Origin of the sequence: Nonomuraea sp. NPDC049714, from assembly GCF_044465295.1 — a bacterium.
In the GTDB taxonomy this organism is placed as follows: domain Bacteria; phylum Actinomycetota; class Actinomycetes; order Streptosporangiales; family Streptosporangiaceae; genus Nonomuraea.
Window position 1 is genome coordinate 244,238 of record NZ_JBITLM010000010.1, and the last position, 23,887, is coordinate 268,124.

Annotated in this window: 21 protein-coding genes; 6 read left to right on the top strand and 15 right to left on the bottom strand. The window is 71.1% G+C overall.

The features are described 5' to 3' along the window. Nucleotides 1-43: 43 nt before the first annotated feature. The 14 genes from ACIBQX_RS34400 to ACIBQX_RS34465 all read right to left on the bottom strand — a co-directional run bounded on the left by ACIBQX_RS34400 (nucleotide 44) and on the right by ACIBQX_RS34465 (nucleotide 16,095). Nucleotides 44-595, bottom strand: coding sequence for a peptide deformylase (locus ACIBQX_RS34400; RefSeq protein ID WP_397011980.1), 552 nt, complete (start codon nucleotides 593-595; stop codon nucleotides 44-46). Between the two features lie 65 nt (nucleotides 596-660). Beyond that, on the bottom strand, nucleotides 661-1,143 hold the full coding sequence (locus ACIBQX_RS34405) for a glycine cleavage system protein R (protein ID WP_397011982.1): 483 nt from the start codon (nucleotides 1,141-1,143) through the stop codon (nucleotides 661-663). Nucleotides 1,144-1,256: 113 nt separating this feature from the next. Further along, entirely contained in the window at nucleotides 1,257-2,573 is a 1,317-nt protein-coding gene (locus ACIBQX_RS34410; protein ID WP_397011984.1) for an NAD(P)/FAD-dependent oxidoreductase, read from the bottom strand. A 99-nt stretch (nucleotides 2,574-2,672) separates the two neighbouring features. After that, nucleotides 2,673-3,476 (bottom strand): uracil-DNA glycosylase, encoded by an 804-nt coding sequence (locus ACIBQX_RS34415; protein ID WP_397011986.1) that lies wholly within the window; start codon nucleotides 3,474-3,476, stop codon nucleotides 2,673-2,675. A gap of 191 nt (nucleotides 3,477-3,667) precedes the next feature. Beyond that, nucleotides 3,668-4,867 (bottom strand): hypothetical protein, encoded by a 1,200-nt coding sequence (locus ACIBQX_RS34420; protein WP_397011988.1) that lies wholly within the window; start codon nucleotides 4,865-4,867, stop codon nucleotides 3,668-3,670. 178 nt (nucleotides 4,868-5,045) lie between these two features. Beyond that, the gene (locus tag ACIBQX_RS34425; protein ID WP_397011990.1) at nucleotides 5,046-5,990 is read right to left on the bottom strand and encodes an exopolyphosphatase; all 945 of its coding nucleotides are present in this window, start codon (nucleotides 5,988-5,990) and stop codon (nucleotides 5,046-5,048) included. Further along, nucleotides 5,981-6,469 carry a DUF501 domain-containing protein gene (locus tag ACIBQX_RS34430; RefSeq protein ID WP_397011992.1) on the bottom strand — a complete coding sequence of 163 codons (489 nt, stop codon included), beginning with the start codon at nucleotides 6,467-6,469 and terminating at the stop codon, nucleotides 5,981-5,983. Before ACIBQX_RS34430 ends, ACIBQX_RS34425 begins: the two co-directional genes overlap by 10 nt. After that, entirely contained in the window at nucleotides 6,456-6,878 is a 423-nt protein-coding gene (locus ACIBQX_RS34435) for a septum formation initiator family protein (protein WP_397011994.1), read from the bottom strand. Before ACIBQX_RS34435 ends, ACIBQX_RS34430 begins: the two co-directional genes overlap by 14 nt. Before the next feature lie 81 nt (nucleotides 6,879-6,959). Continuing rightward, entirely contained in the window at nucleotides 6,960-8,237 is a 1,278-nt protein-coding gene (gene eno, locus ACIBQX_RS34440) for a phosphopyruvate hydratase (protein ID WP_397011996.1), read from the bottom strand. 53 nt (nucleotides 8,238-8,290) lie between these two features. After that, on the bottom strand, nucleotides 8,291-10,507 hold the full coding sequence (locus tag ACIBQX_RS34445) for a WD40 repeat domain-containing serine/threonine protein kinase (protein WP_397011998.1): 2,217 nt from the start codon (nucleotides 10,505-10,507) through the stop codon (nucleotides 8,291-8,293). A gap of 51 nt (nucleotides 10,508-10,558) precedes the next feature. Continuing rightward, nucleotides 10,559-11,500 (bottom strand): MazG family protein, encoded by a 942-nt coding sequence (locus tag ACIBQX_RS34450; protein WP_397012000.1) that lies wholly within the window; start codon nucleotides 11,498-11,500, stop codon nucleotides 10,559-10,561. An 8-nt stretch (nucleotides 11,501-11,508) separates the two neighbouring features. Next, entirely contained in the window at nucleotides 11,509-12,123 is a 615-nt protein-coding gene (locus ACIBQX_RS34455; RefSeq protein WP_397012002.1) for a SurA N-terminal domain-containing protein, read from the bottom strand. Nucleotides 12,124-12,151: 28 nt separating this feature from the next. Continuing rightward, nucleotides 12,152-15,640, bottom strand: a complete 3,489-nt coding sequence (mfd, locus tag ACIBQX_RS34460) for a transcription-repair coupling factor (protein ID WP_397012004.1) — start codon at nucleotides 15,638-15,640, stop codon at nucleotides 12,152-12,154. Between the two features lie 98 nt (nucleotides 15,641-15,738). Further along, a complete protein-coding gene (locus ACIBQX_RS34465; protein ID WP_397012233.1) occupies nucleotides 15,739-16,095 on the bottom strand; it encodes a signal peptidase I in 357 nt (118 codons plus the stop codon). 67 nt (nucleotides 16,096-16,162) lie between these two features. On the opposite strand from ACIBQX_RS34465, the gene ACIBQX_RS34470 reads away from it, so the two are divergent. From ACIBQX_RS34470 to ACIBQX_RS34480, 3 genes are read left to right on the top strand one after another with little or no spacing between them, the layout of a single operon-like run. Further along, complete coding sequence (locus ACIBQX_RS34470; protein WP_397012006.1) at nucleotides 16,163-16,879, top strand: class I SAM-dependent methyltransferase; 717 nt, start codon at nucleotides 16,163-16,165, stop codon at nucleotides 16,877-16,879. 59 nt (nucleotides 16,880-16,938) lie between these two features. Beyond that, nucleotides 16,939-18,162 carry an adenylyl-sulfate kinase gene (cysC, locus tag ACIBQX_RS34475; RefSeq protein ID WP_397012008.1) on the top strand — a complete coding sequence of 408 codons (1,224 nt, stop codon included), beginning with the start codon at nucleotides 16,939-16,941 and terminating at the stop codon, nucleotides 18,160-18,162. Next, entirely contained in the window at nucleotides 18,159-19,040 is an 882-nt protein-coding gene (locus ACIBQX_RS34480) for a sulfite exporter TauE/SafE family protein (protein WP_397012010.1), read from the top strand. The genes cysC and ACIBQX_RS34480 overlap by 4 nt, the downstream gene beginning before the upstream one ends. Here the strand turns inward: ACIBQX_RS34480 and ACIBQX_RS34485 are convergent. Next, nucleotides 18,985-20,052 (bottom strand): glycoside hydrolase family 26 protein, encoded by a 1,068-nt coding sequence (locus ACIBQX_RS34485; RefSeq protein ID WP_397012012.1) that lies wholly within the window; start codon nucleotides 20,050-20,052, stop codon nucleotides 18,985-18,987. The two genes, ACIBQX_RS34480 and ACIBQX_RS34485, sit on opposite strands and share 56 nt — an antisense overlap. A 361-nt stretch (nucleotides 20,053-20,413) precedes the next feature. Between ACIBQX_RS34485 and ACIBQX_RS34490 the strand changes: the two genes are divergently transcribed. Genes ACIBQX_RS34490 through ACIBQX_RS34500 form a run of 3 tightly spaced genes read left to right on the top strand, consistent with a single transcriptional unit; the run spans nucleotide 20,414 to nucleotide 23,882 of the window. Then, a complete protein-coding gene (locus ACIBQX_RS34490) occupies nucleotides 20,414-21,715 on the top strand; it encodes a Wzz/FepE/Etk N-terminal domain-containing protein (protein WP_397012014.1) in 1,302 nt (433 codons plus the stop codon). Next, entirely contained in the window at nucleotides 21,712-22,980 is a 1,269-nt protein-coding gene (locus ACIBQX_RS34495) for a hypothetical protein (RefSeq protein WP_397012016.1), read from the top strand. Before ACIBQX_RS34490 ends, ACIBQX_RS34495 begins: the two co-directional genes overlap by 4 nt. Then, nucleotides 22,977-23,882: a hypothetical protein gene (locus ACIBQX_RS34500; protein ID WP_397012018.1), complete on the top strand. Its 906-nt coding sequence runs from the start codon at nucleotides 22,977-22,979 to the stop codon at nucleotides 23,880-23,882. The genes ACIBQX_RS34495 and ACIBQX_RS34500 overlap by 4 nt, the downstream gene beginning before the upstream one ends. Nucleotides 23,883-23,887 lie beyond the last annotated feature (5 nt).

A 23,887-nucleotide genomic window follows, 5' to 3' on the forward strand; every position in this document is an offset into this window, starting at 1 on the left:
ATCATACGAAACGGACCATGCTTCCGAGGAGCACAACTTCGTATCAGGCGTCACAAGTGTGAAGTCTGCGATGAAGTGAGATGGCTCCTGACACTCTGTCCAGGAAGAGTACGCCGTCCAGATGGTCCAGTTGGTGCTGAATGCACCGAGCTTCGAAAGCATCGGCTTCGATGGTGACGGGCTTCCCGGTTCCTGGCAAACGCCCATCTACCGTGATACGGGACGCTCGGCGTACATCACCCATGAGGCCCGCCACGGACGTGCACCCCTCGCGCCCGCAGTCCCAGCGCGAGGCCTCCGTGAGGCGAGGATTGACCACCACGAGCTCTCCGGCCCAGGACCGACTCCTGGGGTGGCGACCGGCGTCAAAGGCGATCAGACGCCAGCTCAGCCCGATCTGGGGGGCCGCCAGGCCGGTTCTGGCGGGCTCGTCGCGGAGGGTGGCCAGCAGGTCGGCCGCCGCGGCCACCACCTCGGGGGCCGTCGGGTCCACCTGCTCGGCCGGGGAGGACAGGATGGGGTCGGGCGCGCCGAGCACCTGACGCGCCTTCCCTCGCGGCCCGTTCACCGGGCGGGGGCTTGAGCGTTCGGGCACGTCGATCTCCTGACGTTGATCTCCTGGACGGTTTCGGAGGCGGCCGGCAGGGTCCGCCAGGGGGCTCAGAGCAGGTCGGGCTCGACCGGGCGGAAGGTGATCTCGGAGTCGAGCCCGGCGCCGACGGCCGCCAGCCTGCGCATGAGCGCGGCCACGTCCACGTTCTCGGGCAGCTCGACGTCGGCGATGAGGACGTACAGGCGGCCGGTGAGCCGGGTGCTCATCCCCGTGATGTTGCCGCCGTCGGCGGCGAGCACGGCGCTGATCCCGGAGATGATGCCGGGCCGGTCGGGGCCGTGGACGGTCAGCACGTAGCCGAGGCCGTCGCTCTGGCCGCGGAAGTAGCGGTACGCCTCCACGGCGGAGGCCGTCACCACCAGATCGGGCACGGAGAGCTGTTTCATCAGCTCGTCAGGGCTCAGGTCGCCCGAGACCAGCAGCATCATCGCCACATGGCCGCCGAGCAACGTCATCGTCGAGTCCTGGATGTTGGCCCCGCAGTCGGCGAGCGAACCGGTGACCGCGGCGATCACGCCTGGCCTGTCCACGCCTAGCACGGTCACCGCTGATAGCCCCACCCGTGAATCCCCTTCCGATCAGTTCGGGTGGGTGCCGAAAGCGCCCCGGCGCGAGTGATCGCCGGGGCGCTGCGCGCGAAGGGCTAGCGGCGCATCGTCTTGACCGCGGCCCTGAATCCCTCGCGTGGATGTTCCATCTCCCCGAGCGAGATCGTCTCCCGCTTGAAGAACAGGGCCAGGGTCCAGTCGACGACGACGCGGACCTTGCGGTTCAGCGTCGGCACCCGCGACAGATGGTAGGTGCGGTGCATGAACCACGCAGGGAATCCGCGAAGCTTGACGCCGTAGACGTTGGCGACGCCTTGGTGCAGGCCGAGACCGGCGACCGATCCGACATACTTGTGCCGGTAATCGACCAATTCCTGCCCGCGCAGGTACCGGACGATGTTGTCGGCCAGCACCTTGGCCTGGCGGACCGCGTGCTGGGCGTTGGGCGCGCAGTACTGGCCCGGGTTGGTCACGTCGGGCACCCCGGCCGCGTCACCGGCGGCGAAGGCGTCCCGGGTGCCCGCGAGGGTGAGCTTGGTCGTGGCCTTGAGCCGGCCGCGCTCGTCGAGCGGCAGGTCGCTTTCGGCGACGACCGGGCTGGGCTTGACGCCCGCGGTCCACACCAGCGTCTCGGCCTCGAACTCCGAGCCGTCGGAGAGCACCACGTGGCCGCCCTCGCAGGACTCCAGCCGGGTCTCCAGCTTCACGTCGATGCCGCGCTCGCGCAGCTGCTCCAGCGTCCACTTGCCCATTTCCGGCCCGACCTCGGGCAGCACCCGGTCGGTGGCCTCGACCAGCACCCAGCGGATGTCGGCCGGCGTGAGGTTGCGGTAGTAGCGCGTGGAGTGCTTGGCCATGTCCTCCAGCTCGGCCAGCGCCTCCACCCCGGCGAAGCCCGCGCCGACCACGACGAAGGTCAGCGCCCTGCGGCGCAGCTCCGGGTCGTCGGTCGACTCGGCCACGTCCAGCAGGTGCAGCACGCGGTTGCGCAGCGCGATGGCCTCGCCGACGGTCTTGAAGCCGATGCCGATGTCGGTGAGACCGGGGATCGGCAGGGTGCGCGAGATCGAGCCGGCCGCCATGACGATCACGTCGTAGGAGACGTCACGCGGCGCGCCCTCGGCGGGCTGGAAGGTGACGGTGTGCCCCGAGTGGTTCACCTTGGTGACCCGGCCGTTCAGAATCCGCACCTTGGGCAGGATCCGCCGCAGCGGCGCGACCAGGTGCCGGGGCGAGAGGTTGCCCGCGGCGGCCTCCGGCAGGAACGGCTGGTAGGTCATGTAGGACTGGGGATCGATGATCGTGATCCGCACCTCGCCGCCGCGCAGCTCGCTGGCGAGCTTCCGCTGCAGGCGCAGTGCTGTGTAGAGGCCGACGTAACCGCCGCCGACGATCAGAACGTGCTTACTCATCCTGAGGCCCCATCCCTCGTGGAAAGACTTTGTGAAAGCTTTCACAAGCAGCGTACGTCTCCGTCGCGCAAAAGGCCAATTCCCGGATGGTGCGACGCGTCACACTGCCAACTCCCCCGCTCTGGTGAAGACGTCGTCAAGCATCGCGGCGGTGACCCTGCCGGTGAAGGTGTTCTGCTGGCTGGGGTGATAGCAGCTCAGCAGCGTGACCACCGCGTCACCCGCGTCACCGTGCCGCACCGGGACCTCTACCCCGTGCCCGAACGGCGGCCGGCTACGCGGCAGGACGTAACCGGCGTCCTTGAGCGCCGGCCACATCGCCTGCCAGGCGTAGCCGCCCAGCGCCACGATCACCCGGACGGTCGGCGCGACCAGCGCGATCTCCCGCGCCATCCACGGCAGGCAGGCCGCCTTCTCCTGCGGGAGCGGCTTGTTCGCGGGCGGCGCGCAGCGCACCGACGCCAGCATCCGGGCGCCGATCAGACGCTGACCGTCGCCGGCGTGCGTGCTGGTCTCCTGCGTGGCCAGACCGGTGCGGTACAGCGAGGCGAACAGCCAGTCACCGCTGCGGTCGCCGGTGAAGATCCGGCCGGTCCTGTTGCCGCCGTGCGCGGCCGGGGCCAGCCCCACGATCAGAACGCGGGGACGCTCGTCGCCCCACCCGGCGACGGGCCGCCCCCAGTAGGTCTCCCCGGCGAACGCCCGCCGCTTGGCCACCGCCACGTCCTCGCGCCAGGTCACCAGGCGCGGGCAGGCCCGGCAGACCGACTGCCTGGCGGTGAGCTCCGCGAGGGTGTCACTCGTGGCCGCGAGCCCGCGCACGTCGGCGGGGTCGTGCGCGACCGGGGTGTCGGCGGTCGCCGGATCGTCGGGCCAGCCGGTGCCGGGCGGTACGAAACTCATGACACCGATGGTGCCCGACCACCGAGCCCACCCGTGAACCGCAGTCCCGCTCATGAGCCACGGGTGCCCTCCCGGGCGAAGGCCGGACGCGGAAGACCGGGCGGCGCATGAGGGCGCCACCCGGTCGAGAAACCGCTCACCTCACCGAGGCGGACCGACGCCGACCTGGCCGTCGATCAGCCCCGTCTCGGCTACTTGCTGGAAACCTCGGAAGGAACCGGGCTCGCCGACGGGACCGGGGTCGCCGTGACGGTCGGCTTCACCGTGGGAACCGGAGTCGCCGTGACGGCCGGCTCCGGCTTGGCGCACGCGGCGTAGACCGCCCCGGTCGAGTCGCTGTTGTTCGGGCCCTGGACCGACAGCACGATTCTGCCACCGTCCTTCGCCGAGCCACTCAGCGCCTGGGCAGGCAGTGAGACGCTCTTGGAGTCGCGGCCGTGGAAGTAGCCCTGACCGCTGGAGACGGTCCGGCCGTTCAGCGACCAGGTCCACTGGACGCGGGCGGAGCCAGTGGAGCGGATCGAAGCGCTCGCGCTGACCTTGCAGTCCTTGTCCGTCGAGGCCGACATCCCAGTGGCGAAGACCTTCACGGACGGGACGGGACGCGGGGTGTAGTCCTTGCACCAGACCTTGTAGTGGGCCCGGTTGGAGGTGGTGCGGTCGGGGCTGAGCACCTCGAGGACCGCCGAGCCGTGCTGGCTGTGGCGGGGCGAGACGCCGACGCTGACGGTGCGGGAGTCCCACACCCTGACCTTGCCGTAGTCCACGACATCGCCGTTGACGACCCAGCGATAGCGGACCCACGACGGACGGTCGACCCTGATCTTGCCGACAATGTCGATCTTGGTGCCGGGCGTGCAGGCGCCCACGTAGCGAGACGGGCTCGCCCAGGCCCGGGCCGAGACCCGCGCCTCGGGCTTCTTGGCGTCCAGCTTGAGACAGGACACCGAGAAGTAGCTCTTCTTGGAGGTCACCTTGCGCGGGCTCAGCACCTGCAGGGCCTGCCAGCCCTTGAGGTCGCCGTTGAAGGTGGCCTTCTCGCTCACCGTGATGGACTTGGTACGGGTGCCCTTGACGGTGACGGTCTTGACCTTGCTCTTGGACCCGTCGGCGTGGAGCCAGCGGTAAGCGAGCGTGGTCCGCTTCTTGCCGGGCTTGACCTTGACCGTCGACGAGAACTTCACGTCGACCGGGCAGGAGCCCTGGTAGTCGCCGGTCGACACCTTGGGCTTCGAGACCGACACCTTGGCCTTGGCGGTGGCGGCCGTGGCCGCCGAGCCGGAGGTGGCCGCCTGGGCGGGACTGGCCGCCAGCCCGGCCACCAGACCGGCCATCATGGCGGTGGAGGCGCCGAACGCCGCCGCCTTCCGCGCTAACGCAGAGGACTTCATGACAGGAGTGCTCCATTCCGTGAGGGGAGGACGCACCCGGGAACGGTTGCCACGTCGACAGCATCCGTGTCCGACAATATGGCAAAGCCCCCGCAATGCACGCGATCACTAAAGCACAAAAAGGATTGCGCACTCAACAGGACACCCAATGGGGATATGTCCCAATCTGGTCGCAACGTTAAGTTATGGACCAGGCAATTCCATCAAGAATGTCGTGCTCGCTGACGACGACCTGCGGAAACCCGAAGCGCCGCACAAGACGGTCCAGAATCAGGGAACCGACTCCGATCACGTCAATTCGTCCGGGATGCATCACCGGAACGGCCGCGCGCTCACCATGGGTCATCGACAGCAGCCTGCGCGTCACCTCATGCACCTGCCCGGCGGATATCCGAGAGTGATGGATGCGCTCCGGATCGTACGCGGGAAGGTCGAGCGCGATGCCCGCGACCGTCGTCACCGAACCGGCCAGCCCCACCAGCGTGCGCGCCCGCCGTACCGGAACCTCCGCCTCCACCCGGTCGAGCGCCGCCTCGATGTCGGCCACCACGGCCTCCAGCGCCACCGCCGAAGGCGGATCCCCGGCCGCGCGCAGATGCCGCTCGGTCAGCCGGACACACCCGATGTCGACCGAGACGGCCGCCTCGGCGTGCGCGGAGCCGACCACGAACTCGGTCGAGCCACCACCGATGTCCACCACGAGGTAAGGAGGCAGCGGCCCCTGCGGCACCTCCGTCTCCGGCGACAACCGCACCAGCCCCCTGGTCGCGCCGGTGAACGACAGCTCGGCCTCCTCCGCCCCCGAGACCACCTCCGGCTCGACCCCGAAGATCTCCCGCACCCCGTCGGCGAACTCCTGCCGGTTGGCCGCGTCGCGGGTGGCGCTCGTGGCGACCACCCGGGTGGCCGTCACGCCGTGCTGGTCGATCAGCTTGCGGTAGCCGCGCATCGCGCCGAACGTCCGCGCCAGCGCCTCAGGCGCCAGCCGGCCGGTCTCGTCGACCCCCTGGCCCAGCCGGACGATCTCCATCCGCCGCTCGACCTCGGTCAGCGTGTCGTCGTCGACGTCGGCGACGAGCAGGCGCACCGAGTTGGTGCCGCAGTCGATGGCCGCTACGCGCATGGTCCGTCACTCCACCAGTCCGGGAGGGCGTCCAGCGCCTCCCTGCCGAACGGATTGGCGCCCGGCACCGCCAGCTCGTGCGCGACGAGCGCGTGCAGGCACTTGACCCGCTTCGGCATGCCGCCGGTGCTCTGCATGTCACGCGGGAGCGGCTCCAGGCCCTCTTCCTCGGCGATCTTGTCGCGCCTGGCGACGTAGTCGTGGTGCGCGGCGTCGTAGGCCGCCGCCAGCTCGGCATCGGTGGCCAGCCTGGCCTGCATCTCCCGCATCAGCCCCGAGCCCTCCAGGGTGCCGATCGCGGAGGCCGCCTTGGGACAGGTCAGGTAGTAGAGGGTCGGGAAGGGCGAGCCGTCCGCCAGCCGAGGCGCGGTCTCCACCACGTCCGGATTGCCGCACGGACAGCGGTGCGCCACACCGCGCAGCCCTCTCGGCGGCCGCCCGAGCTGCCGCTGGACCGCCTCCACGTCACTGCTCTCCAACGCCTGCCTTCTCCCCTGCTCCCGCTCTGCGTCCCTTGCCGGTGTCAGCCGCCTCGACCGACTCCCACAGCGTCTGATACCACGGCGGGAGCGCGGCGGCCTGCTTCACGGCCGTCTGATCCTTGCCCGGCGCGGCGTCCATCACCACGTAGCACTTCTCGCCCGGCCCGCAGTAGTGGAGCCGCTCCTTGGCCGTGCGCTTGATCCAGTTGGGATCGCGGATCTGCTCGCTCTCGGCGACCAGCTTCTGCCGCTCCGCCTGGACCCTGGCCTTCTCCTCGCGGAGCTCGGCGATGTTGCGGCGCTGGGCGATGTACTCGCGCACGGGGTAGGCGAGACTCATCGCGATCGCGCACACCACGATCGCGAGGATGGCGGCCCTGCCGGTCAGCTGCGGTCTCTTCGCCATGCTGAGCACCCCCAATCCGTCGTACGGCTCCGGCGCGGCTCGCGGCCGGGCATGTCGCCCCGCCGCGAGCCGTACCCGAAACTAGCGCTGGAAACGCGGGAAAGCCCCGCGACCCGCGTAGCGTGCGGCGTCGTCGAGGATTTCCTCGATGCGCAGCAGCTGGTTGTACTTCGCCACCCGGTCGGACCGGGCCGGGGCGCCGGTCTTGATCTGACCGCAGTTGACGGCGACGGCCAGGTCGGCGATCGTCGTGTCCTCGGTCTCGCCGGAGCGGTGGCTCATCATGCAGGTGTAGCCGCTGCGGTGGGCCAGGGCGACCGCGTCGAGCGTCTCCGACAGCGTGCCGATCTGGTTGACCTTGACCAGCAGGGAGTTGGCGGTGCCCTCCTTGATGCCGCGCGCCAGCCGCTCCGGGTTGGTCACGAACAGGTCGTCGCCGACGAGCTGGACCTTGCTGCCCAGCGCCTCGGTGATCGCGTGCCAGCCCTCCCAGTCGTTCTCGTCCAGCGGGTCCTCGATGGAGACCAGCGGGTAGTTGTCGACGAGGTCGGCGTAGAAGGCGATGAGCTCCTGGGCCGACAGGCCCTTGCCGTCGATGGTGTAGACGCCGTCCTTGTGGAACTCGGAGGCGGCCACGTCCAACGCCAGGCCGATGTCGGTGCCGGGGGTGTAGCCGGCCCGCTCGATGGCGACCAGGATCAGGTCGAGCGCGTCGCGGTTGGAGGGCAGGTTGGGGGCGAAGCCGCCCTCGTCGCCCAGGCCGGTGGCGTAGCCCTTCTCCTTCAGCACGCCCTTGAGCGCGTGGTAGACCTCGGTGCCCATGCGCACGGCCTCGCGGAACGTCTCCGCCCCGATCGGCGCGATCATGAACTCCTGGATGTCGACGTTGGTGTCGGCGTGCGCGCCGCCGTTGAGGATGTTCATCATCGGCACGGGCAGCACGTGGGCGTTGGGACCGCCGACGTAACGGAAGAGCGGCAGGTCGGCGCTGTCGGCGGCGGCCTTGGCCACGGCCAGCGAGACGCCCAGGATGGCGTTGGCGCCGAGCTTGGCCTTGTTGGGCGTCCGGTCCAGGTCGATCATGATCTGGTCGACGATGCGCTGGTCCTCGGCCTCGACGCCGTGCACCTCGTCGAAGATCTCGTCGGTGACGGCCAGCACGGCCTTCTGCACGCCCTTGCCGCCGTAGCGTGCGTCGCCGTCACGCAGTTCGACGGCCTCGAACTGGCCGGTGGACGCGCCACTGGGCACCGCCGCACGGCCGGTGCTGCCGTCGTCGAGAATCACCTCGACCTCAACCGTGGGGTTGCCCCGGGAGTCGAGGATCTCGCGAGCGTAAACGACCTCGATGGTAGCCACGGGATGCGCTCCTAATTCGAAAGGCAATATGCGTTCAGAGCCTATCGGTACGCTCACCGTCCGCCCCGCACGGTCCACGCGCGCATCATGCCCCCGGTGGCCGCCACCACCGCCTGACGGCCGCCGATCTCCCCCACGGCCAGGGCGGTGACCTGGTCCGGCACGGGCACGGAGGCCAGCCGCGCGCAGGAGCCGGTGTCCCACACGTGCAGCACGGCGCCGCCACTCCCGTACAGCAGGCCACGGCCGCCCGCCCCGGTGATGGCCAGCCTGGTCAGCTCCGCGCCGTCCGGCGCGGCGACGGCGCACCTGCGCCGGCCGGTGCGGTGGTCGTGGAGGTCGGCGCCCCGGCCACGGACGCCGACGGCCACCGGCTGCCCCGGTGCGGCGGCGATCGCCAGCACCTCGCCCGTCTCCCCGCCTGCCCCCTCGCCCAGCACCTCGCCCGCCGCCTCGCCTGCCACCTGGGGCGACATGCCTTGAGCGCCGCCCCACAGGTTGGCCAGCCGCAGCCCGTTCCACCGAGAGCCGAAGGCCACCAGGCCGTCCTCCCCAGTCCAGGCGAGCTGGGAAACAGGCTCCTTCGAGGCGTGGAACGGACCGGTCTTCTTTCCGGTACGCAGGTCCCAGCCCTGGAGGCGGCCGTTGGGGCAGCCGACGGCGACGACCGGATCCTCCTTGCGCGGCACGGCGGCCATCACGGCGTCGCTGCCGCACACCTTGGCCGTCACGACCGGAGAGCCGGGCGCCCAGTGCGAAACGAATCCGTCCTTGCTGGACCAGGCGACCGAGGGCACCCCGTCGACCTGGACGAACTGAAGCGCTGTGACGCCCGAGGCGGCGTCCGACGACGGGGAGACGGCCAGCCGCTCGCCCGTGGCGGGGTCCCAGAGCTGGACGTTACGCGCCTGCGGAGCGGCGGCGGCCACCACGGTCCTGCCGTCCAGCACGCCGACCGCCAGCGCGTCGACGAGCTTGCCGAGCCCGAAGGGCCTGCCGAGTTGCTCGGCCGCGGCGGGCTCGCTCGTCACGGAGGTGCCGGCGGGCGGACTGTCCGAACCGCGCCACAGCAGGCCCAGCGTGATGCCGCCGACCAGCGTGACGGCCACGGCCCCCGCCGCCTTGGCCCGCCTCCGGCGCACCGGGGAAGCGGGCCTGGCGACGCCCCGGCGCAGCTCCCCGCTGTGCCGGCCGTCGTGCTCGACCTGCGCCCACACGGACCCAGGCACGTCGCCGGTCACGGGCCGACGTCGCGGGGACTCGGGCACGTCACCCGTCACCGGCCGACGTCGCGGGGACTCGGGCACGTCGCCGGTCGCGGGCCGTCGCCGTACGGACGGGCGCGCTCTCATCGGCCGGGCCTCGGCTCGGCCGCCCGTCGCCGTCCGGCGGGTTCCGGTGACCGCCCTGCCGGGACGCCGGCTCGCCGCGCCGGTGGACCCGCCACCGTACCGGCGCAGGCCCTCGTCGCCCTCCATGAGCGCGTGCAGGACGTCGGAGGCCGTCGGCCGGGCGGCGGGCCGCTTGTCCAGGCAGCCGGCCAGCAACGAGCGGAGCGGCTCGGCCACGTCCGGCAGGTCCGGCTCCTCGGTCAGGATGCGGTGCATGACCGCCGGAATCGACTCGCCCGCGAACAGGGCCCGGCCCGTGGCCGCGTACGCCACGGTGGAGGCCCAGCTGAACATGTCGGAGGCCGCGCTGGCCGGCTCACCGGCGATCTGCTCGGGCGACATGTAGCCGGGGGTGCCCACCACGCTGCTGGCGGTGGTGCCCGCCTCCATGGCCTTGGCGATGCCGAAGTCGATCACCCTCGGCCCGTCGGGGCCCAGCAGGATGTTGGCCGGCTTGAAGTCGCGGTGCACGATGCCCGCGCGGTGGATGGCGTTCAGCGCGGCGGCGGTGCCGACGGCCAGCCGTTCCAGCGCGCCGCCCGTCCTGGCGCCTTCCCTGACCACCGACTCCTGCAGCGAGGGCCCGGGGACGTACTCGCTCACGATGTACGGGCGGCCGGCCACGAGGCCGGAGCCGATCACCCTGGCCGTGCAGAAGGCGGCGACCTTCTCGGCCAGCTCGCATTCCTGGAGGAACCTGCGCGTCGCCCGCCGGTCGCCGAGCAGCCTGGCGTGCAGGATCTTGATCGCGACCTGCCGGCCGCCGTGGTCCTCGCCGAGGTAGACCGATCCCTGCCCGCCGTCTCCCAGGCCACGCAGGAGGCGGTAGCCCGCGACCTCGCGCAGCTCGCCATGCTGCAGCTGGCGTAACCGAGACATCAGAGACCTCCCCCGTAACGGGTAAATCCTGGCATTTCGGGATGCGTGGCGCTACTGAGGAGGCTGCCGGGACTCCCAGGCGTGTACCCGATCGCGGTAGGAGCGGGCGGCCGCGCGCAGCTCCGCCTCGGCGTCCAGCCCCGCCTCCTGGGCGCGGCGGACCAGGTCGAACAGCTCTCGGGCGATCCCCTGTCCGACCGCTGACGCGAGCCCGGCGGGCACGCCCGCCCGTTCGGCGCGTCGTACGAGCTGAGCGGCCAGTGACAGCGCCGGCTGTCCCATCGGCACGCCGTCGAGCAGCGACCGGCTGCCCTTGGACGCCCGCTCGGCCGCCTTGATCGTCTCCCAGTTGTCGCTCACCTCGTCGGCCGTCTCCGCCCGCACCGAGCCGAACACGTGGGGGTGGCGGCGCACCAGCTTCTCGACGATCCCGGCGGCCACGTCGTCCATGTCGAAGCCGTCGGCCACCCGGGCGTGGAACACCACCTGGAGCAGCAGGTCACCGAGCTCCTCGCGGAGCGCCGGATAGTCGCCGCCCTCGATGGTCTCCAGCACCTCGTAGGCCTCTTCGAGCAGGTACGGCACGAGCGACTCGTGCGTCTGCTTGCGGTCCCAGGGGCATTCGGTGCGCAGCCGGTCCATGACCGCGACCAGGTCCAGCACCCGGGCGCCCGGCAGGTCGTAGGAGCCGGGCACCACCTCGATCAGCGGCGGCTCCTCCAGCGCGACCGCGGCGTGGCCGAGCGCGCGCATGAAGTCCTCGTCGTCGCCGTCGGCGAGCCAGACCACGGTCTCGCGCACCGCCCGCCCGGCCAGCTCCGCCGCGTCCGGGGTCACGACGGCGACCTCGACGCCCGCCTCCGCCAGGTAGGGCAGCTGCGGGTGGGCCGGTGAGCCGGTCAGCACCTGGCCGGACCGCAACGCCTGCCAGGCCTGGTGGCTCAGCAGGCCCGGCGCGATGCGCGGCGAGGTGGTGACGACGACGAGCGGCATACCCGGCCCTACTGCTGCTGCTGTTGCTGTTGCTGTTGCTGCTGCGGCGGCTGCGCGGGCGTGCCGAACCGGCCCGGGTCGACGAAGCCCTGATCCGGCGTGAAGGAGCCGTAGCGGGGGCTGAAGACGGGCTTGACCGCGTTGTACTCCTCGTTCCACTTCGCCGCGGCGTCCTGGCTCTGGGTACCGCCCCACTTCTCGATCACCTTGGCGGCGCCGAGCTCGGCACGCAGGTAGGCGCGCGGGTTGGCCGGCGAGACGCCCTTGGTCAGCAGGTTCATCTCGGGCGTCTGCTGCTGGCCCGGCTGCTTCAGCGCCTGGTCGATCTCCGTCTCGCTGACCGTGACGCCGTGCTTGTCGGCGATCTGCTGGTAGCGGAGCTGGTTCGTCATCCGGAACAGGACGAACTGGGAGATCGGCACGCCGAGCTGGCCCGGGTCGATCCGGGCCTTCCTCAGTGCGGCCTCGAACTCCTGAACGTTGCGCTTGAGATCCTGGGAGGAGATCCGCTGGTCCCCGACGACCGCCGCGGCACCGGCCTCGACCGTCGTCCCGCAGGCCGTCAGCGCGAAGAGGCCGGCCCCCGCCGCTGTAGCGGCCAGAGCCACTCGAATCGACTTCACATGCTTCCCTTTCCGCCAAAAACCGCCGCTAGCTTACCCGTGCGGGCTCGAGGAACATCGCCTCAACCAGATCACCGCACCATTTGAGCAACTCCAGGTCCCGCAGAGGCCGGCCGCCCAGGGGCTTGGTCTTGGGCACCGGCACCAGCAGCGTCTGCGCCGCCTGCTTGTAGATGGCCTTCTTGTAGAGCCGGTCCAGCCGGACCTGCTGCGACTCCCGCAGGCTCGCGGGACCGAACTTGATGTTCTGTCCCTGCAGGGTGACGTCCGTCAATCCGGCCCGCCTGGCCATGATCCGGAACCGGGCGACCTCCAGCAGATTCTCCACCTCGACGGGCGGCTTGCCGTACCGGTCGGTCAGCTCGTCGCGGACCTCGCCGATGTGGCCGTCGGTGGAGATCGCGGCGATGCGTTTGTACGCCTCCAGCCGCAGCCGCTCGGATGTCACGTAGTCGTGCGGGATGTGCGCGTTGATCGGCAGCTCGACCTTGACGTCGTGCTGCTCCGCCTGCACGGGCTCGCCCGACAGCTTGGCCTTCTGCTCCTGGACCGCCTCGGACATGAGCCGTACGTACAGGTCGAAGCCGACGCCCGCGATGAAGCCCGACTGCTCGGCGCCCAGCACGTTGCCGGCGCCGCGGATCTCCAGGTCCTTCATCGCGACGTACATGCCCGCGCCCATCTCGGTGTGCTGGGCGATCGTGGCCAGCCGCTCGTGCGCGGTCTCGGTGAGCGGCTTCTCCGGCGGGTAGAGGAAGTAGGCGTAGCCCCGCTCCCTGCCCCGCCCGACCCGGCCTCTGATCTGGTGGAGCTGCGACAGGCCGTAGCTGTCGGCCCGGTCGACGATCAGCGTGTTGGCGTTGGGCACGTCGAGGCCCGACTCCACGATCGTGGTGCAGACCAGCAGGTCGTAGTCGCGCTCCCAGAACCCGACCATGATCTTTTCAAGCTGGTGCTCGTTCATCTGCCCGTGCGCGACCGCCACCCGGGCCTCCGGGACGAGCTCCCGCAGCCGGGCGGCGACCCGGTTGATCGAGGCCACCCGGTTGTGCACGAAGAAGGTCTGGCCGTCGCGCATCAGCTCGCGCCTGATGGCGGCCGCGATCTGCTTCTCGTCGTACGGCCCGACGAAGGTGAGGATGGGGTGGCGTTCCTCCGGCGGGGTGAGGATCGTCGACATCTCACGGATGCCGGTGAGCCCCATCTCCAGCGTGCGCGGGATCGGCGTGGCGGACATGGCCAGCACGTCGACCTGGGTGCGCAGGTGCTTCATGGCCTCTTTGTGCTCGACGCCGAAGCGCTGCTCCTCGTCGATGATGATCAGACCCAGGTCCTTGAACCTGACCTCGGGGCTGAGCAGCCGGTGGGTGCCGATCACCAGGTCCACGGCGCCGGTGCGGAGCCCTTCGAGGGTGCCCTTGATCTCGCCGTCGGTCTGGAAACGCGACACCGGGTGGACCGAGACGGGGAAGCTGGAGAACCGCTCGGCGAAGGTGGACAGGTGCTGCTGCACCAGCAGCGTGGTCGGCACCAGCACGGCCACCTGCTTGCCGTCCTGCACGGCCTTGAACGCGGCCCGTACCGCGATCTCGGTCTTGCCGTAGCCGACGTCGCCGCAGATCAGCCGGTCCATCGGGACGCCGCGCTCCATGTCGCGCTTGACCTCGTCGATGGCCTCCAGCTGGTCGCCCGTCTCGGCGTAGGGGAAGGCGTCCTCCATCTCGCGCTGCCACGGCGAGTCGGGGGCGAAGGCGTGGCCGGGTGAGGCCATGCGCGCGGAGTAGAGGCGGATGAGCTCGCCGGCGATCTCCTTGACCGCCTTCTTCGCCCGCGACTTGGCCTTGGCCCAGTCGCCGCCGCCCATCCGGTTGAGCGTGGGCGCCTCGCCGCCGACGTAACGGGTGACCTCGTCGAGCTGGTCGGTGGGCACGTACAGCCGGTCGCCCTTGGCGTACTCGATGACGAGGTACTCGCGGGTGGCGCCCTGGACGGTGCGCTGCACCATCTCGATGTAGCGGCCGACGCCGTGCTGCTCGTGCACGACGTTGTCGCCGACCTTGAGCTGCAGCGGGTCGACCATGTTGCGGCGGCGCGACGGCAGGCGGCGCATGTCCTTGGTGGACGCCTTCTGGCCGACCAGGTCGAGGTGGGTGAGCACGGCCAGGCCGGGGGTGATGAAGCCGTGCTCGATGAGCCCGGTGGTGACGTGCACGACCTTCGGCTCGGGCGCCTTGTCCAGATATTTCTCTAGACGTGCGGGAACGTCGACGCCCTTGAGCAGCTCGACCATCCGCTCGGCCGGGCCGTGTCCCTCGCTGAGCAGCACGACCGCCTTGTCCTCGGCGAGCCAGCCCTTGATGTCGTCGAGCGCCTTCCGGGTGTCTCCCCGGTAAGCCTCGGAGTCGTGCGCGGCCAGCTCGATCCCGCTGCCGAACGGGGCCATCGACCACCACGGCTGCCCCAGCGAGTCCGCGTGGTCGCGGATCTCCTCCAGCGTCCGGAACGCGGCCGCGCCCAGGTCGATCGGCGCCTCGCCGCCGGCCGCGGCGGTGATCCAGGACGCCTCCAGGAACTCCTGCGAGGTGCGCACCAGCTCCTCGGCCCGGCCCCTGATCCGCTCGGGGTCGCAGACGAACACGGCCGCCCTCGCGGGCAGGTGGTCGATCAGCAGGTCCATCTCACCGCACAGGACCGGCGCGAACGCCTCCATGCCCTCGACCGGGATGCCCTCGGCGAGCCGGTCGAGCACCTCGGCCAGCGCGGGGTGGCGCTCGGCCAGCTCGCGGGCCCGGCCCTGGACCTCCTCGGTCAGCAGCAGCTCACGGCAGGGCGGCGCGAACAGGCCGTCCTCCGCCGCCTCCAGCGAGCGCTGGTCGGCCACCTTGAACCAGCGGATCTCCTCGACCGTGTCGCCCCAGAACTCCAGCCGCAGCGGGTGCTCCTCGGTCGGCGGGAACACGTCGAGCAGCCCGCCGCGCACCGCGACCTCGCCGCGCTTCTCCACCATGTCGACCCGGTGGTAGCCGTTGCCGACGAGGTTGGCGACCACCTCGTCCAGATCGGCGTCGTCGCCGGCCTTGAGCCGCATCGGCTCCAGGTCGCCCAGCCCCCGCACGATCGGCTGCAGCAGGGCCCTGACCGGCGTGACGATCACGTTGAGCGGGCCGGCGGCGGTGTCACCCTTGACCGGGTGCGCGAGCCGCCGCAGCACGGCCAGCCGCTGCCCCACCGTGTCGGAACGGGGCGAGAGCCGCTCGTGCGGCAGCGTCTCCCAAGCCGGGAAGACGGCCACCGAACTCGGCTCGATGAGGCTCGTCAACGCGGCGGCCAGGTCTTCGGCCTCCCGGCCCGTCGCGGTGACGGCCAGCACGGTCCGCTGGTCGTGTCCGGCCAGCGCGGCCACGCCGAACGGCCTCAAGGAGGCGGGCGCGACCAGGGAGACGTCGCCGCCCTGCTCCAGGGCTGCGGTCAGCTTCGGATCAGCGGTGAGAAGGTCGAGCAGTCCGGAAAGACTCATCAGATAGGCCCCAGATGGCAACACGACGACCCCCGGCCAAGCCAGCGCGGGGGTGTTGCGTACCAGCCTACTTGCCCGCCGCCATGCCCCCGCGCCCCCTACGGCACCTTGTAGCCCGCCACGCTGGGCCAGCGCACCGTCATGACGACCGACTCCTCCTCCGCCCGCCAGGAGTGGTCGACCCCCTCGCCCCACACCACGTAGTCGCCGCGCTCGGCCAGCAGCACGCTGCGGCCGGGCAACTCGACCCGGAACCGGCCGCTGATCAGCACCAGCAGCGCGGTGCGCCGTTCACCGCTCACCCAGCGCGCCCGCTCCTCGCCCGCCGCGTGCGTACCCCATTTGATCTCGACGTCGTCGCTGTGCCGGACGTCGCCGCCGGGTTTGAAGTGGCCCAGCAGCCATCCGTCGTCGCCGGCCCCGTCCATGACCGCGTTCCCCACGTACACCCGCATCACGGTTCCGGACGCTACCAGGGAGATGTGCATCACTCTCGGCCATTTATTGATTACTGTGGGTCACATGTCTGAGGTGCGATCGGTAGTCCCGAGGGGCGATCTGTTCGATCAGCGCATCCGGGAGCAGTGGGCGGGGCAGCTCGGCCGGCGGCTGGATGTGCTGGTCGCCGGGTGTGCGCACGACGAGCCACTGACCGTGGAGCGGATCGAGACGCGGGCGTCGGGGGTCGATGAGGATCGGCCGGCGATCAGGAGAGTGGTGGAGGAGCGGGCCGACCTGGTCACCTGGGCGCTGGGCGACCTGCGCTCCGCGCCGCTGCCGCCCAGGTCGTTCGACGTGATCCAGCTGTCCTTCCTGCTGGAGCGGATCGAGCACGCGGAGCTGGTGCTGGACCGGCTCCTGCAGTCGCTGCGGCCCGGAGGCCTGGTGCTGCTGCGGATGCGCGACCGCGACTCCGCCTACGGGGCCCTGGACAGGATGATCCCGTCGTGGGCGCGCCGGCTGGTCTGGCGGCGCCTGGTGGCGGCGGGGACCCCGGGGCCGCTGCCCGCCGTCTACGAGCCGCTGACCTCGGCCGACGGCATGCACGCCTTCTGCCTGACCCGTGGCCTGCTGGTCATGGACGAGGAGACGGCGACGAGCGGGCCCGCCATGGGCCGGGTGGGCAGCGCGGCCGTGAGCCTGGCTGCCAAGCTGAGCCGGGGGCGCTACCCTGCCACGCACGATGAGATCACCATGGTCATCAGAAAACCGCAATACCACTTCGCCCGGCTCATCTAGCGACACGCCGGTCACAGTGGCTAGGATTGTTTCCTACCAATGTAATCGGAATAGTTGGGATGAATGACGTGGAGTGGACCCCCGACGCGCGTGAGCTGGCCGACCTGGAGCTGCTGCTCTCCGGGGCGTTCCAGCCGTTGACCGGGTTCCTCGGCCACGACGACGTCCATCTGGTGCACGAGCGCGGCACACTCGCCGACGGCACTCCATGGCCGGCCCCCATCACCATCCACCTGCCCGGCGACGTCGCTCCCGGCGACGAGGTCACGCTGCTCGACCCCGAGGGCGTCCCGCTCGCCGTGCTCACCGTGACCGAGCACCCGGCGGACGGCCCGGCCGCCGGGCCGGTGCGCGGGCTGGGCGCGGCCGAGCACGGCCCGTTCGCCCGGCTGCGCCGCACCCCTGACGAGGTCCGCGTGGAGCTCGGCGGGCGTCCGGCCCTCGCGGTCACCATGCGGGGCCCGCTCGACGACCTCAGCGAGATCCTCGCCACCGCCAAGGAGCTCGACGCGGTGATCCTGCTGCTCCCGCTGTCGTACGGCGAGGCCGGCCCGGCCGTGGTCAGGGCCGCGCTGAAGGCCCGGGACCAGCTGCCCGAGACCACGATCGTCGTCCCGGTGCCGCTGGCGCCGCGCGAGGAGCCGGAGATCGACCTGGAGCTGCGCGAGCACATCGCCTTCTCCTACGGCGCCACCGAGCACCTGGCCGGGCCCGAGCCGGTGAAGATCCCCGGCCCGCCGCACCGCCGCGGCCTGGTGGTGTTCTTCACCGGCCTGTCCGGATCGGGCAAGTCCACGATCGCCCGCGGCCTGCGTGACACCCTGCTGGAGCTCGGCACCCGCACGGTCACCTACCTCGACGGCGACGTGGTGCGCCACCTGCTCTCCAAGGGCCTGACGTTCTCCAAGGCCGACCGCGACCTCAACATCCGCCGCATCGGCTTCGTCGCCGCCGAGGCCGCCCGCCACGGGGGCCTGGCCATCTGCGCCCCCATCGCCCCTTACGCCGCCACCCGCGAGGAGGTGCGCGAGATGGTCGAGTCGGTCGGCGCCGACTTCCTGCTCGTGCACGTCGCCACCCCGCTGGAGGAGTGCGAGCGCCGCGACCGCAAGGGCCTGTACACCAAGGCCCGCGCGGGCCTCATCCCCGAGTTCACCGGCATCTCCGATCCCTACGAGGAGCCGGACGACGCCGACCTGGTCGTCGACACCACGCACATCTCCGTCGAGGCGGCGGTCGAACAGGTGCTGGGCACCCTGCGCAACGGACGGTGGATCCGGTGATCGATCTCCCCCTGATCCTCGGCTCGTTCCTGGTGGCCATCGTCGTCGGGCTCACCGGCATGGGCGGCGGCGCGCTGATGACGCCGATGATGATGCTGTTCTTCAACGTGCCGCCGCTGGCCGCCGTCTCCAGCGACCTGGTGGCCTCGGCGGTGATGAAGCCGGTGGGCGGCATGGTCCACCTGCGCCGGGGCACCGTGAACATGCGCCTGGTCGGCTGGCTCTGCGTGGGGTCGGTCCCGGCGGCGTTCTGCGGGGTGTTCCTGGCGCGCGCGTTCGCGGTCGGCGACGGGGTGAAGTACGCGCTCGGCGTCGCGCTGCTGCTGGCCGTCGCGGGCCTGGGGATCAAGGCGTGGCTGGGCGACAGGGGCGGCTCGGCGGAAGCACGGGAGATCGTCGTACGCCCAATCCCGACCCTACTGGTCGGTACGGTAGGCGGTCTGGTGGTGGGCGTGTCCTCCGTGGGCTCGGGTTCTCTGATCATCGTGGCCCTGATCGCCCTCTATCCGGCGCTCAAGGCCAACCAGCTCGTCGGCACCGACCTGGTCCAGGCCGTGCCGCTGGTGGTCTCGGCGGCGGTGGGGCACCTGCTGTTCGGCGACTTCCGGTTCGATCTCACGCTCTCACTGCTGATCGGCTCGATCCCCGGCGTCTATCTGGGCGCCCGTGTCTCCTCCCGGGCTCCCGGCGGTCTCATCAGGGCGATGCTCGCCGTCGTGCTGCTGGCCTCGGCGCTCAAGCTGCTCGGCGTGGCCGACCTGGTCACCCTGGCCGTGGTGGCGGTGACCGCGCTGGCCATGGTCGTCGGCTGGCGCCTGCGGGTCAGGGCCGGGGCACGCGCGTCGCTCGAAAGTGCTGATCTCGCGCGAGCTCGGTGAACGCCCGGTCCGCCGTGGGGTCGGTGTCGAAGCGGGTGTCGCCCCTCGGCGCGCTCGGCGAGTCGAAGTAGACCAGCGCCTTGATCTGCGGATAGCGACGGACCTGGCTGCGTACGGACTCGAAGAACGCGCGCTTGAACGCCGGGTCGTCCGCCCGCTCGAACACCCCCCACTCCGCGACCATGACCGGTTTGCCGGGAAAGCGCCACTGCATCCAGCGATAGAACCCGGGCCACTCGTCGAAGTCCTCGCGGGTCTTGTTGACCAGGCTGCCGAAGTCGTGCACCCGACTGTCGGCGTAGGGGTCCATCGCCACCCAGTCGACCACGTCGTCGCCCGGGTAGAGCTCCTCGAACCAGGGCTTGGAGGCCCAGTTGGGCGCGCCCATGTAGGTCATCACGGTCACCGCGTTCTTCACGCCCCGGTCGCGCAGCCGGAGCACGACGTGCCGGAACATGGCCGCGTAGTCGTCGGCCCCCATGCCGGACGCCGCCGCCGTGTCCACGTCGTTCTCCGGCTCGTGATGGATGGTGAGGAAGAACTCCTCGGGGAAGGTCCGCCGGAGATGGTGGGCCAGGCGGTCGATCCTGGCGTCGATGGCGCCCTCGGCGATCTCGGCCCAGGTGTGACCGAGCGACGGCTTCCAGTTGATCAGCAGCAGGCGGGGCCTGGCCGGGTCCCGGGCGAGCCGGATCTCCTGCTCGGTCGGGAACAACTCCTTGCCCCGGTGGTAGACGTGCACCAGGTCGGCCGTCGCTCCCATGCGCGACTCGGCGCTGTGCAGCGCCTCCTCCAGGCGGGCGCCCGTGAAGATCTCCGGGGCGATGCCCCACCACGCGCCGCACGAGGGGATGAGCTTGCCGGTGACGGCGCAGGCGGGCGCGCTCGCCGCCGCCGGACTGCCGCTTCCCGCCGTCGCGCTCCGAGCGCCGGCGTCCGGCACACGTGGCTCGGCGCCCGAGCACGCGGCCAGCAGGACGACCAAGGCCGGAATGACGCTCTTGCCGACCACACCTTTGGCGACATTAGCCTTCAAATTACCATTTACCGCTCTATACGAATAATTCCAGCGCGCCATAACTTTCAACCCTCTCATTGGGCGACCCCCGCCCTATCAACCTGAACCATGCCACGCCCATGCGGGAACTTCAGCCGGAGTAGCAGTCAGGGCAGGCCAGAGGGGCATCTGGCTCACCAATAAATCCCGATTTCTCGCTTTATAGCGGTACGATTCGCTGGTCGTACAAGAGAAAATCTTGGGTAATCTGGCTGGGTAATATCTGGCCCGCCTATAGTGGGCGCACACCTCGGCACGTTACGCAGAGTCGCCGAAGGGCGACAACGCGCAACTCACTGCAGGGAGACCCGCCTCCATGAGCCTGTCGCCGGATCGCCCGGCCCACCGCTCCGGCACCGACCTGGGAGAGCACCTCTCGCTGCTCCGCAGGCGCTGGCTGCTCCTGCTCGGCTGCGTGCTGGCCGGGGGCACGACGGGGCTGGCCCTGCTGCGGATCGTCCCTCCCGCCTACACCGCGACCACCCAGGTCCTCGTCACGCCCGTGGGCACCACCGAGCAGGTCAACCAGGTGACCACCCGCCAGCGCGAGCCCCTCAACCTCGACACCGAGGCGCAGATCGCCCTGTCCTCCGTCGTCGCGGCCAAGGCCGCCCAGGCGGTGCGCGCCACCGCCCTGGAGCCCGCCCAGGTGACGGTCCCGCCCAACTCGTCCGTCCTGTCGATCTCCTACAGCGCCGCCGACCCGGCCGCCGCCGCCGCCGGCTCGCGGGCCTACGCCGAGGCCTACCTCGCCCACCGCACCGAGAGCGCGCAGGCCGCCATCCTCGCCCAGCAGAAGCTCCTGCTGGCCAAGCTCAAGCACGTCAACACCTCGCTCAGCGCGGTGATCAAGCAGCTCGGCGGGCTGACCAGGGGCACCGCCGCGCACACGCTCGCCACCCACCGGCAGGGCGTGCTCAACCGGCAGGCCAACAGCCTCACGCTCAAGTACGACGCGCTCAGGACTCTCGCCGTGACCCCCGGATCGGTCATCAGCCCGGCCGTCGCGCCGCCCGCGCCGAGCTCCCCCACCCTGCCGCTGTACCTCGGCTCCGGGCTCATGGCGGGCCTACTGCTGGGGGCCGCCGCGGCGGCGCTGCGCGACCGGCTCGACACCCGGCTGCGCAGCGGCGCCGACGTCGAGCGGCTCACCGGGCTGCCCGCCCTGGCCGACCTGTCACACCCGCGCGACCCCGCCGCGCTGCACGACCTGGCTTCCGCCGTGCTCGCCGCCTGCCCGGGCAAGCGACTGCTGGTCAGGTCCGTCCCGGCCGAGCTCGGCTCCTCCCGGGTGACCGCCCCGCTGGCCACCAGCGCGCCGTTGTCGGTGCTGAGCGGCGCGGACGTGAGCGACCTGGCCAGGGCTGACGCGGCCCTGCTGCTGATCGGGCTGGGCCGGGCGACCTCCGTCCAGGTCGCGGCCACCGTACGGCACCTCAGCCGGCACAACGTGCCGATCATCGGCGCGGTGATCACCACGGACCTGACGCCCGCCCCCTACGCTCCCCAGCACACGTCGCTGGGCAAGCTGGTCGCCAGCGGCGAGCCCGAGCCGCCCGCGAGTGCCGAGACCACGCCCCTGCACGCGCTCCAGCAGCCGCCGGGCAAGCAGGCGTGACAGGGCCCGCGTGGCCCATCGCCGCGCTGCTGCTCGGTTATCCCGTCTGGTGGGCGCTCGGCTTCGGCGGACTGTCGGTGGTCGTGCTGGCCGTGCCCATGGGGATCATCCTGTGGCGGCGCCGGCCGATCCGGGTGCCGCGCGGGTTCGGGCTGTGGCTGCTGCTGCTCGCCGGCTACCTGGTGAGCGGATTGATGCTGGGGGAGATGCCGCCCGGCACCTACGGCGAGCTCGGCCTGGGCCGGCTCGTCGGCTACTCCATGCGCCTGACGCTCTACCTGTCGCTGCTGACCATGGTCCTCTACCTCGGCAACCTCACCGAGCGCGAGTTGCCGCAGCTCCGGCTCGTACGGATGCTCGGCGTGCTGTTCATCACCACCGTGGCGGGCGGGCTGCTCGGCGTGCTGGCTCCCGGCTTCTCCTTCACCTCGCCGGTGGAGCTGGTCCTGCCCGGCTGGCTGGCCGACAACTCGTTCGTCCAGAACCTGATCCACCCCACCGCCGCGCAGACCCAGAAGGTGCTCGGCTACGCCTCGCCCCGGCCGGAGGCGCCGTTCGAGTGGGCCAACGCGTGGGGCAGCAACGTGTCGGTGCTGCTCGTCTGGTTCGTGGTCGGCTGGTGGGTGTACGGCTCTCGCGGCCGTAAGGCGCTGGCCGTGGTGGTGATCGCCCTGGCGGCCGTCCCGATCGCCTACTCGCTCAACCGGGGCCTGTGGATCGGCCTCGGGCTGGCCGTCGGCTACCTGATCGTCCGGGTGGGCGGCAGGACCAGGATCACCCTCTGCGCGGCGGCGGCGACGGGGGCGCTGGTGTTCGCGCTCAGCCCGCTCGCCCCGCTCGTCGTGCAGCGGCTGGACAACCCCCACTCCAACGGCATCCGGGCCTTCACCGTGTCGGCCACGATCGAAGCCGCGACCCACTCGCCCGTCATCGGCTTCGGCAACACCCGCAACGCCACGGGCAACCACCGCACGATCACCACCGGCAAGACCGGCTGGTGCCCCGGCTGCGGCCATCCCCCGCTGGGCGGCGACGGCCAGCTCTGGCTGATGCTCATCACGCAGGGCTTCGTGGGGGCGGCGCTCTACGTGGCCTTCTTCGTCGGCGCGATCCGCCGCCACTGGACCGACAGGACCCCGATCGGGCTCGCCGGAGTGCTGGTGATGGGCCTGGTGCTGCTCTACATGTTCGTCTACGACGGCCTGGTCACGCCGCTCAGCCTCTACTTCATCTCCTTCGCGCTCCTGTGGAGAAATCCCGCATGACCGACACCGACATCAGGCTCAGCTACCTCGGCGACACGCTCCGGCTCCTCTATCCCGGCCAGGGCGATCCGCGCGCCCACACGCTGCTCCCGCACGCGCGGCTGCCTCGCCGGCTGGCGCCGCGCCGCTGGTGGCACCGGCTGGCCGGGCCGCGCATCCTGCTGCCCATCGACGGGTCGATCTCGGCCCATCTAGGCGAGGTCTTCGGCGTGCCGGTGGAGACCGTCCTGCGCGTGCGCCCGGCGCGCCGGGCCAACCGCAAGCCCGTCCTGGAGGTGCACAGCGACGGCGCCCGCCTGGCCTTCGTCAAGGTGGGCGACACCGACCGGGCCCGCACGCTGATCGACAACGAGGCCGCCGCACTGCGCGAACTGGCCGGACGACCGCTCAAGACCGTCGTCCCACCCACCGTGCTCCACCACGGCGACTGGCGCGGCCTCAGCCTGCTCGCCCTGTCGCCGCTGCCCGTCCGCCGCCGCCGGGTGCCCGGCCCGCTGCTGGTCAGGGCCGTCAAGGAGATCGCGGCCACGGGCGGCCCCGACGGCGCGGCCTGGCACGGCGACCTGTCCCCGTGGAACGTCTCGCCGTCAGCCGACGGGCGGCTGCTCGTATGGGACTGGGAACGCTACGCGACCGGCGTCCCCTACGGGTTCGACGCGGTGCACCACTTCTTCCAGCGGGCGCTGCGCCGCATGGACCCGCCGACCGCCGCGCGCGCCTGCCTCGCCCAGGCGGTGCGGACCCTCGCGCCGCTCGGGCTGTCGGCCGCGCAGGCCAGGCAGACCGCGCTGCACTACCTCATCGCGCTGGCCGACCGGCACGCCGCCGACGGCCACGAACCCCTCGGCCCGCCGAGCCGCTGGCTCAGCCCGGTCGTCGACCACCAGGAGTCGCTGACGTGAAGGCC

What these genes read in the sequence shown, in the direction of transcription:
- ACIBQX_RS34410 (WP_397011984.1), bottom strand. Translation starts at nt 2,573, where the DNA reads ATGAGTAAGCACGTTCTGATCGTCGGCGGCGGTTACGTCGGCCTCTAC.
- ACIBQX_RS34415 (WP_397011986.1), bottom strand. Translation starts at nt 3,476, where the DNA reads ATGAGTTTCGTACCGCCCGGCACCGGCTGGCCCGACGATCCGGCGACC.
- ACIBQX_RS34420 (WP_397011988.1), bottom strand. Translation starts at nt 4,867, where the DNA reads ATGAAGTCCTCTGCGTTAGCGCGGAAGGCGGCGGCGTTCGGCGCCTCC.
- ACIBQX_RS34425 (WP_397011990.1), bottom strand. Translation starts at nt 5,990, where the DNA reads ATGCGCGTAGCGGCCATCGACTGCGGCACCAACTCGGTGCGCCTGCTC.
- ACIBQX_RS34435 (WP_397011994.1), bottom strand. Translation starts at nt 6,878, where the DNA reads ATGGCGAAGAGACCGCAGCTGACCGGCAGGGCCGCCATCCTCGCGATC.
- ACIBQX_RS34445 (WP_397011998.1), bottom strand. Translation starts at nt 10,507, where the DNA reads ATGTCTCGGTTACGCCAGCTGCAGCATGGCGAGCTGCGCGAGGTCGCG.
- ACIBQX_RS34450 (WP_397012000.1), bottom strand. Translation starts at nt 11,500, where the DNA reads ATGCCGCTCGTCGTCGTCACCACCTCGCCGCGCATCGCGCCGGGCCTG.
- mfd (WP_397012004.1), bottom strand. Translation starts at nt 15,640, where the DNA reads ATGAGTCTTTCCGGACTGCTCGACCTTCTCACCGCTGATCCGAAGCTG.
- ACIBQX_RS34465 (WP_397012233.1), bottom strand. Translation starts at nt 16,095, where the DNA reads ATGCGGGTGTACGTGGGGAACGCGGTCATGGACGGGGCCGGCGACGAC.
- ACIBQX_RS34470 (WP_397012006.1), top strand. Translation starts at nt 16,163, where the DNA reads ATGTCTGAGGTGCGATCGGTAGTCCCGAGGGGCGATCTGTTCGATCAG.
- cysC (WP_397012008.1), top strand. Translation starts at nt 16,939, where the DNA reads ATGAATGACGTGGAGTGGACCCCCGACGCGCGTGAGCTGGCCGACCTG.
- ACIBQX_RS34490 (WP_397012014.1), top strand. Translation starts at nt 20,414, where the DNA reads ATGAGCCTGTCGCCGGATCGCCCGGCCCACCGCTCCGGCACCGACCTG.
- ACIBQX_RS34500 (WP_397012018.1), top strand. Translation starts at nt 22,977, where the DNA reads ATGACCGACACCGACATCAGGCTCAGCTACCTCGGCGACACGCTCCGG.